This is a genomic window from Streptomyces sp. NPDC059355, from assembly GCF_042752335.1.
In the GTDB taxonomy this organism is placed as follows: domain Bacteria; phylum Actinomycetota; class Actinomycetes; order Streptomycetales; family Streptomycetaceae; genus Streptomyces.
Genome location: NZ_JBHYXN010000002.1, coordinates 207,476 through 219,964, shown reverse-complemented (window position 1 = coordinate 219,964; position 12,489 = coordinate 207,476). Strand labels below are relative to the sequence as shown.

The 12,489-nt window shown below is 71.4% G+C and carries 18 protein-coding genes and 1 pseudogene; 9 read left to right on the top strand and 10 right to left on the bottom strand.

Going from position 1 to position 12,489, the window contains the following annotated elements; translation table 11 throughout:
- Positions 1–7 precede the first annotated feature (7 nt).
- From ACFXGI_RS03125 to ACFXGI_RS03110, 4 genes are read left to right on the top strand one after another with little or no spacing between them, the layout of a single operon-like run.
- Complete coding sequence (locus ACFXGI_RS03125) at positions 8–238, top strand: DUF6479 family protein (protein WP_384702415.1); 231 nt, start codon at positions 8–10, stop codon at positions 236–238.
- Positions 235–960 (top strand): HemK2/MTQ2 family protein methyltransferase, encoded by a 726-nt coding sequence (locus tag ACFXGI_RS03120; protein ID WP_384702412.1) that lies wholly within the window; start codon positions 235–237, stop codon positions 958–960. Before ACFXGI_RS03125 ends, ACFXGI_RS03120 begins: the two co-directional genes overlap by 4 nt.
- Entirely contained in the window at positions 944–1,204 is a 261-nt protein-coding gene (locus ACFXGI_RS03115; protein WP_384702409.1) for a CDGSH iron-sulfur domain-containing protein, read from the top strand. The genes ACFXGI_RS03120 and ACFXGI_RS03115 overlap by 17 nt, the downstream gene beginning before the upstream one ends.
- The gene (locus ACFXGI_RS03110; RefSeq protein ID WP_384702406.1) at positions 1,201–2,232 is read left to right on the top strand and encodes an iron-containing redox enzyme family protein; all 1,032 of its coding nucleotides are present in this window, start codon (positions 1,201–1,203) and stop codon (positions 2,230–2,232) included. Before ACFXGI_RS03115 ends, ACFXGI_RS03110 begins: the two co-directional genes overlap by 4 nt.
- Before the next feature lie 47 nt (positions 2,233–2,279).
- Here the strand turns inward: ACFXGI_RS03110 and ACFXGI_RS03105 are convergent, their stop codons facing one another.
- The 3 genes from ACFXGI_RS03105 to ACFXGI_RS03095 form a co-directional block, all read right to left on the bottom strand.
- Positions 2,280–2,705 carry a hypothetical protein gene (locus ACFXGI_RS03105; protein ID WP_384702403.1) on the bottom strand — a complete coding sequence of 142 codons (426 nt, stop codon included), beginning with the start codon at positions 2,703–2,705 and terminating at the stop codon, positions 2,280–2,282.
- Between the two features lie 145 nt (positions 2,706–2,850).
- Positions 2,851–3,000: a DUF6381 family protein gene (locus tag ACFXGI_RS03100; protein ID WP_384702401.1), complete on the bottom strand. Its 150-nt coding sequence runs from the start codon at positions 2,998–3,000 to the stop codon at positions 2,851–2,853.
- A gap of 221 nt (positions 3,001–3,221) precedes the next feature.
- The gene (locus tag ACFXGI_RS03095) at positions 3,222–3,437 is read right to left on the bottom strand and encodes a hypothetical protein (protein WP_384702398.1); all 216 of its coding nucleotides are present in this window, start codon (positions 3,435–3,437) and stop codon (positions 3,222–3,224) included.
- A gap of 13 nt (positions 3,438–3,450) precedes the next feature.
- Here ACFXGI_RS03095 and ACFXGI_RS03090 point away from each other — a divergent pair.
- Both ACFXGI_RS03090 and ACFXGI_RS03085 read left to right on the top strand, forming a co-directional pair.
- Positions 3,451–4,761: pseudogene (locus ACFXGI_RS03090) on the top strand (phytoene desaturase family protein); the annotation flags it as partial.
- 165 nt (positions 4,762–4,926) lie between these two features.
- Positions 4,927–5,340 carry an SsgA family sporulation/cell division regulator gene (locus tag ACFXGI_RS03085; RefSeq protein WP_384702696.1) on the top strand — a complete coding sequence of 138 codons (414 nt, stop codon included), beginning with the start codon at positions 4,927–4,929 and terminating at the stop codon, positions 5,338–5,340.
- A gap of 148 nt (positions 5,341–5,488) precedes the next feature.
- Here the strand turns inward: ACFXGI_RS03085 and ACFXGI_RS03080 are convergent, their stop codons facing one another.
- Both ACFXGI_RS03080 and ACFXGI_RS03075 read right to left on the bottom strand, forming a co-directional pair.
- Complete coding sequence (locus tag ACFXGI_RS03080) at positions 5,489–5,662, bottom strand: CsbD family protein (RefSeq protein WP_384702395.1); 174 nt, start codon at positions 5,660–5,662, stop codon at positions 5,489–5,491.
- 469 nt (positions 5,663–6,131) lie between these two features.
- On the bottom strand, positions 6,132–6,410 hold the full coding sequence (locus tag ACFXGI_RS03075) for a GlsB/YeaQ/YmgE family stress response membrane protein (protein ID WP_384702392.1): 279 nt from the start codon (positions 6,408–6,410) through the stop codon (positions 6,132–6,134).
- A gap of 163 nt (positions 6,411–6,573) precedes the next feature.
- Here ACFXGI_RS03075 and ACFXGI_RS03070 point away from each other — a divergent pair, with 163 nt between their 5' ends.
- A complete protein-coding gene (locus ACFXGI_RS03070; RefSeq protein WP_384702390.1) occupies positions 6,574–6,990 on the top strand; it encodes a hypothetical protein in 417 nt (138 codons plus the stop codon).
- A 172-nt stretch (positions 6,991–7,162) separates the two neighbouring features.
- Here the strand turns inward: ACFXGI_RS03070 and ACFXGI_RS03065 are convergent, their stop codons facing one another.
- From ACFXGI_RS03065 to ACFXGI_RS03045, 5 genes are all read right to left on the bottom strand, one after another.
- A complete protein-coding gene (locus ACFXGI_RS03065; protein WP_384702387.1) occupies positions 7,163–7,840 on the bottom strand; it encodes a DUF4232 domain-containing protein in 678 nt (225 codons plus the stop codon).
- A gap of 197 nt (positions 7,841–8,037) precedes the next feature.
- Positions 8,038–8,262, bottom strand: a complete 225-nt coding sequence (locus ACFXGI_RS03060) for a hypothetical protein (RefSeq protein ID WP_384702384.1) — start codon at positions 8,260–8,262, stop codon at positions 8,038–8,040.
- A gap of 8 nt (positions 8,263–8,270) precedes the next feature.
- The gene (locus tag ACFXGI_RS03055) at positions 8,271–9,050 is read right to left on the bottom strand and encodes a SixA phosphatase family protein (RefSeq protein ID WP_384702381.1); all 780 of its coding nucleotides are present in this window, start codon (positions 9,048–9,050) and stop codon (positions 8,271–8,273) included.
- A 205-nt stretch (positions 9,051–9,255) separates the two neighbouring features.
- Positions 9,256–9,486 carry a DUF6480 family protein gene (locus ACFXGI_RS03050; protein ID WP_384702378.1) on the bottom strand — a complete coding sequence of 77 codons (231 nt, stop codon included), beginning with the start codon at positions 9,484–9,486 and terminating at the stop codon, positions 9,256–9,258.
- A 1,030-nt stretch (positions 9,487–10,516) separates the two neighbouring features.
- Positions 10,517–11,170 (bottom strand): TetR/AcrR family transcriptional regulator, encoded by a 654-nt coding sequence (locus ACFXGI_RS03045; RefSeq protein WP_384702375.1) that lies wholly within the window; start codon positions 11,168–11,170, stop codon positions 10,517–10,519.
- A gap of 443 nt (positions 11,171–11,613) precedes the next feature.
- On the opposite strand from ACFXGI_RS03045, the gene ACFXGI_RS03040 reads away from it, so the two are divergent.
- Both ACFXGI_RS03040 and ACFXGI_RS03035 read left to right on the top strand, forming a co-directional pair.
- Positions 11,614–11,847 carry a hypothetical protein gene (locus tag ACFXGI_RS03040; RefSeq protein WP_384702372.1) on the top strand — a complete coding sequence of 78 codons (234 nt, stop codon included), beginning with the start codon at positions 11,614–11,616 and terminating at the stop codon, positions 11,845–11,847.
- 207 nt (positions 11,848–12,054) lie between these two features.
- The gene (locus ACFXGI_RS03035) at positions 12,055–12,450 is read left to right on the top strand and encodes an ATP-binding protein (protein WP_384702370.1); all 396 of its coding nucleotides are present in this window, start codon (positions 12,055–12,057) and stop codon (positions 12,448–12,450) included.
- Positions 12,451–12,489: the final 39 nt, after the last annotated feature.

The window sequence follows — 12,489 nt, the reverse complement described above, 5'->3', positions numbered from 1 at the left end:
GCCACCCATGATTCCTACCGAGATTCTTGCGGCCGAAGGCCAGGGAGCGTTTTTTCTCGTATTCGCGGGCGTGGTGGTGGTCGTCCTTTTGATCGGCGCGTTCTGGTACGGCAGCCGGCGCAGCGCGCGGCGCCGGCTGCCTGCCCGGCCGGCCGAGCAGAATCCCGTGGCGCGGGGGCGCGAGGATTCGTGGCAGACGCCGGACGCCAGCCCCGGTGGCCAGGAGCCCCGCACATGAGCCGGCCCGCCGCGTTGCGGGAGGTACGAGACGCGCCGCGGAGCGCGGCTGCGTCCTTGCCCCCGCTGCCCGTCGGCCTGGTGACCCTCCCGGGTGTGTACCGGCCGCAGGCGGACACCCTTCTCCTCGCCGAAGCGCTCGCCCAGGAGGAGATGGGGCCGCGGACGGACGCGCTGGAGATCGGTACGGGCACCGGTGCGCTGGCTCTGCACGCTGCCGGCAGGGGAGCCCGCGTCACGGCGGTCGACGTGTCCTGGCCCGCGGTGGTCACGACGCGGCTGAACTCGCTGCGCCGACGACTGCCCTTGCGCGTCCTGCACGGCGACTTCGCGGAACGCACCGCGGGGTGCCGCTTCGACCTGGTCATCACGAATCCGCCGTACGTCCCCGCCCCCGGGGACCGGCTCCCGTCGTACGGGCCGACGCGGGCCTGGGACGCAGGTCCGGACGGGCGCGGGGTCATCGACCGGATCTGCGCCGGCGCGCCGGCCCTGCTGCGTCCCGGCGGTGTCCTGCTCATGGTGCATTCGGGGATGTGCGGGGCCGAGGAGACGCTCGACCGCCTGACCGGGTCGGGGCTGGCCGCCAGGGTCACGGCGAAGGCTTCCGTGCCCTGGGGCCCCGTACTGCGTTCGCGACGCGCCTGGCTGGAGCAGCAGGGTCTGACGACGGAAGCCGAGGAATGGGAAGAGTTGGTGATCATCCGTGCCGAGTCCCGATGACAACGACCCCTGCGGGGTCTCAGCAGCGGCGCCTGCCCGCCGGGTTTCCGTGGATCGGGAGGGCCCGGTCCTGGTCGAGGGTCCGGTCGAGATCGTCCTGGACGACGGGACGGTCGCCCGCTCGGACCGCTTCACGGTCGCGGTGTGCACCTGCCGTCGCAGCCGTACCCCTCCCTGGTGTGACACCAGCCACCGCCGCCGCGAGCGACCGGACCCGCCGCCCGAGGACAGGATCCCGAGATGACACCTCCCAGCCCGGACACGACGGCGCCCACCGACAGCCGCCCCCGCCTCGTCGCGGGGCAGGGCGAGCTGTCCTGTGCCGTGGCGGAAGCCCTGCGGTCGGGGGCCCCGCCGGTGCACGCCACCGGGTCCGTGCTGAAGGCGGACCCGTGGGGCGAGGACCTCCAACTCGCGCTGTACCTCCTGTACGAACTGCACTACCGCGGCTTCGACGGCGTGGACGACGAGCGAGAGTGGGACCCGGATCTGCTGCGGCTGCGCCAGGCCCTGGAGACCCGCTTCCTCCACGCCCTGCGCACCGAGCTGTCCCATGCCCCCCGATCGGTCGAGGAGGCCTTCGCCCCGTTGCTCGTCGAGCCCGTCGACCTCTCGGGCAGCCTGAGCCACCGCCTGGAAACCGAGGGCGAGTTGTGGCAGTTGCGGGAGTACGCGGCCCTGCGCTCGCTCTACCACCTCAAGGAGGCCGACCCGCACCTCTGGGTGGTCCCCCGGCTCACCGGACGGGCGAAGGCCGCGATGGCGGCCATCGAGTACGACGAGTTCGGTGCCGGCCGTGCCGACCGCATCCACGCGAGGCTCTTCGCGGACCTCATGGCCGACCTGGATCTCGATCCGGGATACGGCCGCTACCTGGACCGCGCTCCGGCGCCCCTGCTCGCGACCGTGAACCTGATGTCCCTCTTCGGGCTCCACCGAGCCCTGCGCGGCGCTCTCGTCGGGCACTTCGCGTGCGTCGAGGTCACCTCGTCGCCCGGGTCCAGGCGCATGGCCAAGGCCGTGCGGCGCTGCGGGGCGGGACCCGCCGCCGAGCACTTCTACGCCGAGCACGTGGAGGCCGACGCCGTCCACGAGCAGGTCGTACGCCACGAGGTCATCGCGGGCCTGCTGGCCGACGAGCCGGACCTCGAGTCGGACGTCGCCTTCGGGTGCGCGGCCACCCTCCTGCTGGAGGACCGCCTCGCGACCCACATCGGCCAGGCCTGGGACCAGGGCCGCAGCGCATTGCTGTCGCCCTTGCCGCGGCCGTAGGGCCCAGGGCGCTTCTCACGGGACCGGCCGCTGTCAGCTGTCAGCTGTCAGCGAGGCGCGGCTCGGTGGCCGAACCAGCGGCCTCGACCGCGCGGGGCGTCCGCGACTGGAGCGGCGGTCCCGGCACGGACGTCGTCACGGGAGTCGTCAGGTTGCGTGGCAGGCTCGTCGCGCTCGCGTTCCGCGGCGGTGGCTTCACGGCGTGATGTGGCCGGTTCCCGTCGTGCCTGCGCCGAGCGACGGGCCGAACGGCGGGCGCCCACCATGACGAGAGCCAGACCCAAGAGGGCCACGGCTCCCACGATGATCCCGGTCAGAAAGAGGGATCCCGTCGAACCGGTTGCGTGGTAGCCGAATATCGAGAAATCGCCGCCGACGCCGAGATCGTGCCCCGAACCGGTATTCCCGAATACTCCGGCCAAGCCGACGACGATGGCGGCGATCAGAATGATGAGTCCGAGGATGAGAATCATGGAATTGCTCCTTGGCTCCGCGCCCGGACAATCCTCCGAACACGGCTGGCGCCTACCCCGGCCGTGACCCGTCAAGCCAAGACAGCAGCCCGGGGCCGTCCGGACCGAACAGGCACAGCCCGCCGCCGGGCGCTTTCCGGGCCGTCTACATGGGGTCCATGGTTCCGCTGCCACTGCCGCCCCTGCCGTTCTCCTGTTCCGTCTTCTCCCGGATGCGCATGGCCTTGTCCTTCAGCCGCTGCCGCCCTGCCGGATCGGTGGCGCGCCACCGCAGCCCGTCGGCCGGGGTGCTCATCCCTCCGCGGTCGGCGCGACCACCTGCGTGAACGGTGGGACGATGGTCCGTCCCGGCGGAAGGACTTCTTCCACGGCCGTCCGAAACCAGCTCGTCCATCGGCCCCCGCACGAAGTGTGGGCGGTGCTCGCCGATCCGACCCTGTACGGGGTATGGGTGGTGGGACCCTGCGAGTCGACGCCGCTCGATCAGCTGTGGCCCGAGGTCGGATCCCGGCTGCGCTACACCGTCCGGCCGGGCCCCTGGTCGACCGAAGGGGTGACGACCGTACGCCACCGGGAACCCGGCCGTGGGGCGAGGACACCCTGGTCGTCTGTGACGAGCACCCCCTGCGCGGCCTGGGCGGAACCCTGCACAACCCCGCTGTGGAAGCCGTACTGCAGCTGCGCCACCGAGGGATGCCGGCCCGCTTGGCCGGGCTCGTGGAGCAGCGTCACGCAGGGGCCCGCCATGCCTGACGCGGTGGTGATCGGCGCGGGCCCGAACGGGCTGGTGGCCGCGAACGTGCTGGCGGACGCCGGCTGGAGCGTGGAGGTCCTGGAGGCGCAGCCCGAGCCCGGAGGCGCGGTACGCAGCGACAGAGGCGTCCACCCCGACTACGTCTCGGACCTCTTCAGCGCCTTCTACCCGCTGGCCGCCGCCTCCCCGGTGCTCGCCCGCCTCGACCTCGCCGCCGAGGGCCTGCGGTGGAGCCACGCCCCGTCCGACGGTGATACCTGGCGGGACATGTACGAGGTGTGGAGCCGGGTCGGGCCCGACCTCGTGCCGGCAATGCCCTGCACGCGGACCTGTCCCCGGAAGCCGCAGGAAGCGGCGGCTTCGGCTGGCTGATGTCGATGCTCGGCCAGAGCCACGGCTTTCCGGTTCCCGTCGGAGGGTCCGGCGCCCTGACCGCGGCACTGGTGAGCCGTTTCCGCAGGCGAGGAGGCGTCTTGCGCTGCGGGGAACGCGTCGCCTCCGTCGTCGTACGCGGCGGCACGGCGGTCGGGGAGACGATCGCCGCACGTCGGGCCGTACTCGCCGATACCTCCGCCCCGACCCTGTACCGGGACCTCGTCGGCGAGGAACACCTCCCCTCCCGCCTCCTACGGGGCCTGGAACGCCCCCAGCGGGACTTCGCGACCTTCAAGGTCGACTGGGCCGTGGCCGGCCCGGCGCCGTGGCCGGCTCCGGGCCGCAGGCGTCGGCACCGTCCACGTCGCCGACGGCGTCGACGGCCTGACCCGGTTCGCCTCGCAGATCGCCATGAATCAGGTGCCCGACGAGCCGTTCGCCCTCTTCGGCCAGATGACCACGGCGGACCCGAGCCGCTCACCCGCCGGTACCGAATCGGCGTGGGCCTACACCCACATCCCGCAGCACGTCACTTCCGACGCCGGCCCCGACGGCATCACCGGCCGCTGGCACGCGCGCGAACAGGAAGCCATGGCCGACCGGATCGAAGCCCAGGCGGAACGGTTCGCACCGGGCTTCCGCACCCGGATCCTCGCCCGCCGCATCCTGGCCCCCACCACGCTCCAGGCCATGGACGAGAACCTCCACAACGGCGCCATCAACAACGGCACCACCGCCCTCCACCAGCAGGCGGTCTTCCGCCCCACCCCCGACACCGGCCGGCCCGACACTCCCGTCTAGGGCCTCTACCTCGCCTCCGCGGCCGCCCACCCCGGCGGCGGCGTACACGGAGCACCCGGCGCATCGTCTTCCTGGAGTCCTCCGACGACGCCACGGACTCCACCCCTGCTCCACCGCGCCCAACGCATCCGAGTCACCTGCCACCTCAATCGGCCCGCTGCTGGTCCGGGCGGGCGGTCTCCCGCGTCTCCGCCGCCCCGGCGCCTGCGGAGTGATCGACGGGGCGTGTGCCAAGGGCGAGGCGGGGCAGACGAGTGCAACCGTGCTGCAGCCCATTCTGGAGGCCCGTCGATGTCTTTCACATCCGCTCTGATCACTGTCCATCTGGACGCGGAGTGGGGCCGCCTGCCGCTCCTTGCCCGGTTCTCGTACGACGCAGCGGACCCGTACGCCGTCCAGGCTGAGTTCCTCAACGGGCCCACGGTCCTGGCCCGTTGGCACTTCGACCGGCAGATGCTCGCCGATGGATTCCACCGCACGGTGGGCGAAGGAGACGTCACCTTCTGTCCCCACAGGGCGGCGGCCGGAGTCGAGGAGCTCCGCGTGGCTTTGAGGGGCCTCGCCGGAGAGAGGCAAGGAGACGCCGTCCTCTTCGTGGAGGCTCGCGCGCTCACGGACTTCCTCCACCGGACGTACGCCGTCACCGGCGCGGGGGAGGAGTTCCTCGACGTCGACAAGCTCCTCGCGGAGTTGCTGGCACGCTGACGCGCAGGGCGATGACGGCGCCCGCCCGGTGCGCGCTCACCAGGCGGGCGCGCTGCCGGATGGCGGATGCACGGGCTCCGAACATGCCTCGGTCCCGAACCCCGGACGGGTTCGGGACCGAGGCACTGCTCTGTGGTGCGGTCGGGTCTCACCGCTTGAACATGTCCTTCATCTTTTCCTTGGCCTGACGGGCATCGCCCTTCGCCGCTTCGCCGCGGCCCTCGGCAGCCAGCCGCTCGTTGCCCACCAGGCGGCCGGCCGTTTCCTTGAGCTTGCCCTTGGCCTGCTCGGTCTTGGCCCGGCCCTTCTCGTCCTTCGACACAGCTGATCACTCCCTGGGGGTGCGGGGAACTGCTTGCTCAGCGCGTCTGTCCCGGATCGCTGAGGGCAAACGCGCCCGGCTCGACCATGCCGCGCGGACTGCCGCCCCCGCTCCGAGAAAAGTGGGCGTCCTCCGTTTAGGACGGGGGAGGGTGGCCACAAGCGTGGTCTTGGGACCCGCGGCGGTGAGCGGCGCGGGACCCCAGCGGGCCCGAGCCGCGTGGTGGCAACCCCCCGCCACCACGCGGCCGGGCCCCCTTGCATGAGCCCCTTCGCGATGGGTGATCAAGAGGACTACGAAGCCCTGCTCGAGCGGCCCGACGATGTGCCGAGGCACCCTGGAGCCGCCGCATGCGACGAAAGAGCGCCGTGCACTCGAACGGCGCCTCCTCGCTGTGAGGGGGCGCCGTTCACGGAAGACCTGTGCTGCCTGCTGCCTGCTGCCTGCTGCCTGCTGCCTGCTGCTGAGGTCAGGCGTGCCGGTGGGAACGCCGGTTTCCGGTGACGAGGCGGTAGAGGGCCAGGAGGATGACGGAGCCGATGACGGCGGCGATCCAGGTGGAGAGGTCGAAGAAGCCGTCGATGGAGTCGACGCCGAAGACGACCTTGCCGAGCCAGCCGCCGAGCAGGCCTCCGGCGATGCCGATGAGCGTGGTGATGATGATTCCGCCCGGGTCCTTGCCCGGCATGAGCGTCTTGGCTATGAGGCCGGCCAGCAGTCCGATGAGAATCCAAGCGATGATGCCCATGTCGCGTCTCCTGCCTTGTCCTGCGAGGTCAGTGTCGGATCGCTTCTGCGCGCTGCTTGCGATTTCAAACCGGCGAGCTGCTCGCGGACCTCGCACAGCATGGCCAGGCGCCCTCCAACGGGCTGGTGATGCCGCATGGCCGGCCTGCGCTAGGTTCACTCCCATGAACGTCACTCCCATGAACTCATTGGCGCAGGTGTACGACAGAGAGTTCCGGGTGCGAGGCCTGCGGCAACAGGGCTGGGGCCGGGGGTTGATGGCCGTAGCCGCGCTCATCTGGCTCTGGCTGGGCTACCTGCTCGTCTTCCCCTTCAGCGTGGACGAGGGCGCGCACCTCAAGTCCGTCGAGTGCGAGTCCCGCGCCCTCCACCAGAACGGGAGATCCGCCGTGTCCTACGCCGCGGACACGGGGGAGCGCTGCGATGCCGAGCGTGACTGGGGACCCATAACCGCAGGCCTCCTGCTCTCCCTCCCCTTCGCCGTCCTTGGCACCGGCCTGTACGTGTCGGGAACCTCGATGCTCCGCACCGCCGCGTACGCAGCGGACGTCGCCCGCTTGAACGCCACCAAGGAGATCTGAGCCGCCACCGCGCGAGAAGCCCTCGCCGACCCAAAGCTCCTTCGGTTCCTGCTGCAAGCGGCCGATCGCCGCCGAAGCCCCTCATCCCGAGCCGAGGGCGAACCCTCGGCGGATGGGCGGTCGGGCCGCACGGCGGACCGCCACGTCCACATCGCCCGGAAGAACATTCACATCACGAGGGCTTCGTCGCCGAATAGGCCGTGACCGTGGCCTTGTTGTCGCACAGGGCGAGGATTCCGTCGTCCAGGGCGGTCTGGTGCGCGCCCGCGCCCGGGACCCCGACGACGAGCGTGGGGAACGAGGCGGGCTTCGCGCCGGACTCGCAGTATCCGTCGGCCTCGCCCTGCACGTTGACGAAGGTGAGCTTGGTCCAGGCGCGGGCACCCGGCGCCAGGGACACCGCGGCCGCCGAGCCGCTGTGGGTCGTGGCGAGCGGTACGTTCTTGTCCGGGGATCCGTTGCCCGCACCCGCGACGGTGGGGAATCCCTGCAACGTGCAGGTGCTCTTCGAGGCGTTGGCGACGGCGACGATCGCAGCGCCGGTTCCCGTGCCAGGCGGTCGGACGGCAGCCTGTCGGGCCTCCATGACCTTAACGTCGTCGATCGTGCAGGGCTTTGCCTTACCACCGGACGCGGTGGGGGAGACCGAGACGGCGGGCTTCGCCTGCCCCGTGCCGCCGGAACTGCTGCCGCCCGCGACGGCCCCGGGGGCCGGCGACTGGACGGACTGCGAAGGCTCGCCGGACGCGCCGGCCTCGCCGGACGGCGTGCAGCCCGTCATCAGGGCGGCAGCTGCGGCTACGACTACCAGCGCGGACGCGGTCCGTCGGACACCTTCTGTGTACTGCATGGGGAACCTCCCGAGGATTGCGACCGGTGCCGCGTCGGCCCGCTCGCCGACAGACACGGCGAAGCGCCCCGCAGGAGTTCCCGTGGGCACAGCGCTGTGGCGATCCGGTGACGCAACCATGACGTACCGGCCCGCTCGGCGGGCAAGCGGTCGGATACGGCTTCGCAGGTGATGTGTGCCCCGTCGATCGGGGGGAGTCAGCCGCCGCCTCGGTGGAGAAAGAGAAGAAGGTTGCTCGCCTGGGCGGGGGTCAGTTCAACCGGAACGCTGTGGGGAGCCGGTCTTCCATCGGCGATGGCGAGAAGGCAGTCCTCGGCTTGCTCGGGTGGGACGCTGTCGAGGATTTCATTGATCAGTTTCATCATCTCCTCGTCGGATGGCATGTCCGGGTCGTTCGGATCTTCCGGCTTCTTCTTGTCCATTTCCATCCTTACCGCGCAGTGATGTGTTCGAATGCCCGTGCCGGTTCACTCGTCAACGTGTCATGAGGGATTGGGCGCCCCGTCCGTGTCCCACCATGACGAATCGGTCCGCTGGAGTCGTTCCGACCCGCTGGCAGGCCATGCGAACGAGCGAGCCTCGATGCAGCAGGACCGCGCCGCCTCCTTCGACGGTTCCCGTCGGGCCTACTGGCGCAGCGCGCCGCGGCGACAGCCGCGACCACGAAGCGTGCGGCGCCTCGCCCACCCGCCGCGACGCCGGTTCGTCGTGCGCCCCGGGTGTCAGCCGACGCCCGGCGCGACCAGGCAGGTGTCGTCCCATCAGGACCTTGCACAGGGCATCGATGCCGTCTGCGATGTTCTCGTCCCGGCGCTCGACCATGCCGTCCGTGCAGAGAAGCGGTACTCAGTCGTCGCCGGGCGCCAGAAGGCGTCCAGGCGCGCAGCTCCCCGATCAGCCGCTGCACAGGCTGCTCCGGACCGTTGCCGCACATCACCAGCTCTCGAACACCCGGCTTGTGCCCCACCACGACGAGACCGGTCAGCCCGGAGGAGGTCCCCGCCGCGACAGAGAGCAGGCCTTCGCTATCGGCACGGTAGAGCTTGTCCTCGTAGACGGTCGTCGGGGGCGCCGACAGCTCCGGCAGCATCAACTGCCACGTCCGACGGGTACGCAGCGCCGGAGAACACAAGGCCAGGCCACTCCCGACGCCGGATTGCGCGAGTCGGCGGCCGGCCTGCGCGGCGTCATGGCGCCCCCGGTCGGTCAACTCCCGGTCGAAATCGTCCTTGCTCCGGCTCGGCTCGCTCGGATACGGCTACGTCGTCGCGTGGGGTTGAACGCTGACCCCGCAGGCCCGGCCGCCGACGCGGATCCGGTCCGCCGCGGCCTGGTCAACGGCATCCCGGCGGCGGATCTGCGAGCGCGGAGGGCATGGCGAAGTCCGCGCCCCATCGTGCGAGCACTGATTGCTCTCAGAGGGCAACCACAATGCCGTACGCCAGGAAGAACATGGCGACGATCACCGCGAGCGCGATGATGAGCGTGAGGGGTCCCTTGCCCCAGCCGCGCACGATCGGGCGGTACGGCCCGGTGGCGGGGCCGGTGCCGGATTCAGCGGCCGGTGTCTCACCCGGCGGCACCGGCAATCGGCCCTGGAGGCCGGGGGCGGCGCGGGAACGGGGGTCAGGCGTGTTGGTGTCCATGCAGGGCGTCTCCCCGGGATCGGGTCCCCCATGCCCGCCGGGCGAGCGGGTCACCGGAAGCGGGCCGCGGCGTCACGCCACGTAGCCCGCGGTGTGGCCGGCGCCTGGGCGCACGGGTGACAGTGCGCAGGTCACAGCCGCTTGCTCGCGCGTCGCCCCACCACGACTGCCGCCGGATCCAAACCCCCTGGGCCCGCGGTGCTCCGCATCGCGCTCGTCCCGCCTCCCAGTGTGGCAACCGGCTCACCGGGCACCCGCTGAAGACAGGACGCGTTGCGTCGCCGGGGAACCGGCTACAGCCACCGACCAGGCCGAAGGGACGGGCGGCGGCGAGAGCATCGCCGACACACGCACCGGCCGCGGAACCGGAACTGCGGGCTCCCAGGGGCAGCCGCCGGCATGCATGAGGCCGCCATCAGCCGGCGCCACGCCTGCCGTGCGTGGAAGAGCGCGGGAAGTCGTCGGTGGGGGTCGATGTCATCCGTGCAACAGGACCGGCGGGGCCGATGAGGGAGCGTCGAGGAGGCCCGGCCGCGGCCCGCCCACAGACCGCCCACGCCTCGTGTCACCGGCGGCGAACCCGCCTTCGCTCCCACACAGCGGGCGGAGGGGGGCTGTGATGAGGCGCATCGCGACGATCGGCGTCTACGGCTTCACGGCCGGAGCCTTCGTCGAGGAGCTCGCCCGCGGCGGCCTGGGGCTGCTGCTCGCCCTCCGCCGGCGCCGCGGCGTTCGGGATCCCGACCGCTCTCGGGCGAACTCGCGTCGCGTCGGCGCCCGAGCTTCCGGGCGGCTCGGAGACCGCCCTCTTCTGCGTCGAGCGCGATCCGGATTCATGCCACCGCTCGTTGGTCGCCGAACGTCTGCGCGCCGAGCACGGCCTGCCGGTCACGGACATCCGCCCGGGCCGATCCGGGCCGGTCTTCCGGCCGAAACCACACGGGACGTATGGAATCCGTGCCCGGGAAGCCGGTGGGCAACGACCCTCACCAGGGCGGCGAACGCCTGCTTCACCGTCCTGCGGGCCCCTTCATTCCCTACCGGAGTCCGCTTCGGTCGCCTTGATGCCTACGGCGGAGCCCTGTGCCAGCGCACCCGCGCGGGCAGCCGCGAGCGTGATCCGCACGGCTTGGTCAGCGGTCTCCACCCCGACCGGACCGGCGCCGACCAGCAACCGGAAGTAGATCGGAGCGGCCATGGTTTCGAACAGCGCGACGTGATCCGTCCCTGCCGGGAGTTCACCCCGCTCGATGGCACGGACGACCACGGGCTCGGCTCGCCGGAACCGGTCGGCGAGGACCCGCCGCCGCCCCTCGGCTACCTCCGGCAGCCGGCCGGCATCGGAGAACAGCGCGGTCTGCACCGCCCGGCCCACCGGGCCCGTCATGCTCTCCACGAGCGCTCGCGCGAGCGCTTGGAGGTCGGTCTCGATGGCGCCGGTGTCCGGAATGGGGATGTCGGTGGCGAGGTGCTCGGAGAGCGCGTCGACGACCAGGCTCTCGCGGTCCTTCCAGCGCCGGTAGACCGTCGTCTTGTGCACCCCTGCCCGCTGAGCCACGCCCTCGATGGTCAGCTCGGCGAACCCCCGGTCCACCAACTCGGCGAGGGTGGCGGCGCGCACCGCCGCCTGTGCCTTGCGGCCGCGCCCGACCGGGCGGCCGGGTCCGGAGGAACCCAACTCCATTGCAACCCCCAGTTGCGTTAGTGGGCGATCGTGTGCCAGGTGTGAGGCTCCAGCGTATCGCAACTTGGAGTTGCGTTGATGGGGATTCTTGTCCGGCTGCGCGCCGGACGCCCCCAACCCAGGAGAAGGCAGGCCACCCGTGCCGGCCCGCCGCAGTCCCAACGGGGGCACACATCCTGAACCGGCCGCTCGCACAGGTCCGTACGCCGTGACCGTCCGGAGCCACCGGCCGTTGCACATGTCGTGCCCGGCGGGCCGCTGCTGCTTCGCGACGAGCCCGTCCTGCGCAAACGGGAGCGCGCCACCATTCGTGACACGACCACAGTCCGCCGACCGTGGGAGCCGTCCGAGGACCTACCGGCGTTCGTACGCGGCTGTCCGACGTCGCCGCATGCCCCCGCGCACAAGAGCAGTTCCTCGATCCCGGACAGGAGACCCGACCCGTGACCCGCACACCCGACGTCATCACCTTCGCTTCCCTCGACACTCACCGCCTGATCGTCACTCTTCCGAACCAAGGCCCCGCCGACGTCCGCTCGAACCTCCCGCGCGCCACCGCCGCCGCCATCCTGCGCCGTCTGGCCGACGACCTCGACAGCCCGTCCCGGACCGCCATCGACGATGTGCTCGACCTCGCCGTCGCCCGCCGCGCACGCCTCACCCGCCGGACGCATTGAGGAGCGTGGGCGTGGAAGAAGAGCTGCTGTTCGTGGTCGCGCACAGCGGTACCCCGCTCGCCCTGTCGGGGGCAGCGTCGGCGGCTGCGGAGGTGGCGGGGCGGGAGGCCCGCTCAGGCGGCAGCGGCGCAGACACAGGGCGTTCGTCGGGTTTCTCCTCTCCGAATCGGGCAGGCGCGCTGTACGAGCCTGGCGGAGGGAGGATGCATGGACGCACCCGTACTTGATGGGTCCCTGCCCCGCAGCGGGCAGCCCACGGCGTCAGCGCGCGATGCCACCCGTGCCTTCCTCCACCACGCCGCGCGCATACGGCCACCCACGGAGCCCGGGAACCGCGATGCCGTGCTCCTGGTCGTCGACGAGCTCGTGGCCAACGCCATCCGCCACACCCGGGGGGCCGCCTCCCTCCACCTGGAACTCAACGGTGATCACATCGACATCTGCGTCACCGACACCAGCCCGGACCGACCCAAGCCGCGCCGGCCCCACCTGGACGGCACCGGCGGCTGGGGATGGCAGCTGATCAATCACCTCACCACCGACGTGCACATCGACCCCACCCCCGAGGGCGGCAAGGCCATATGCGCCCGAGCCCCTTGGTAGGACTGGCGGCGCAGCGCGGCCGGCTCGTACGGATTACGG

Coding starts and splice junctions, on each gene's coding strand:
- ACFXGI_RS03075 (WP_384702392.1), bottom strand. CDS start 6,410: ATGGGCATCATCGCTTGGATTCTCATCGGACTGCTGGCCGGCCTCATA.
- ACFXGI_RS03045 (WP_384702375.1), bottom strand. CDS start 11,170: ATGGAGTTGGGTTCCTCCGGACCCGGCCGCCCGGTCGGGCGCGGCCGC.
- ACFXGI_RS03100 (WP_384702401.1), bottom strand. CDS start 3,000: ATGAGCACCCCGGCCGACGGGCTGCGGTGGCGCGCCACCGATCCGGCA.
- ACFXGI_RS03070 (WP_384702390.1), top strand. CDS start 6,574: ATGAACGTCACTCCCATGAACTCATTGGCGCAGGTGTACGACAGAGAG.
- ACFXGI_RS03110 (WP_384702406.1), top strand. CDS start 1,201: ATGACACCTCCCAGCCCGGACACGACGGCGCCCACCGACAGCCGCCCC.
- ACFXGI_RS03120 (WP_384702412.1), top strand. CDS start 235: ATGAGCCGGCCCGCCGCGTTGCGGGAGGTACGAGACGCGCCGCGGAGC.
- ACFXGI_RS03035 (WP_384702370.1), top strand. CDS start 12,055: ATGGACGCACCCGTACTTGATGGGTCCCTGCCCCGCAGCGGGCAGCCC.
- ACFXGI_RS03125 (WP_384702415.1), top strand. CDS start 8: ATGATTCCTACCGAGATTCTTGCGGCCGAAGGCCAGGGAGCGTTTTTT.
- ACFXGI_RS03065 (WP_384702387.1), bottom strand. CDS start 7,840: ATGCAGTACACAGAAGGTGTCCGACGGACCGCGTCCGCGCTGGTAGTC.
- ACFXGI_RS03105 (WP_384702403.1), bottom strand. CDS start 2,705: ATGATTCTCATCCTCGGACTCATCATTCTGATCGCCGCCATCGTCGTC.
- ACFXGI_RS03085 (WP_384702696.1), top strand. CDS start 4,927: ATGTCTTTCACATCCGCTCTGATCACTGTCCATCTGGACGCGGAGTGG.
- ACFXGI_RS03050 (WP_384702378.1), bottom strand. CDS start 9,486: ATGGACACCAACACGCCTGACCCCCGTTCCCGCGCCGCCCCCGGCCTC.
- ACFXGI_RS03060 (WP_384702384.1), bottom strand. CDS start 8,262: ATGGACAAGAAGAAGCCGGAAGATCCGAACGACCCGGACATGCCATCC.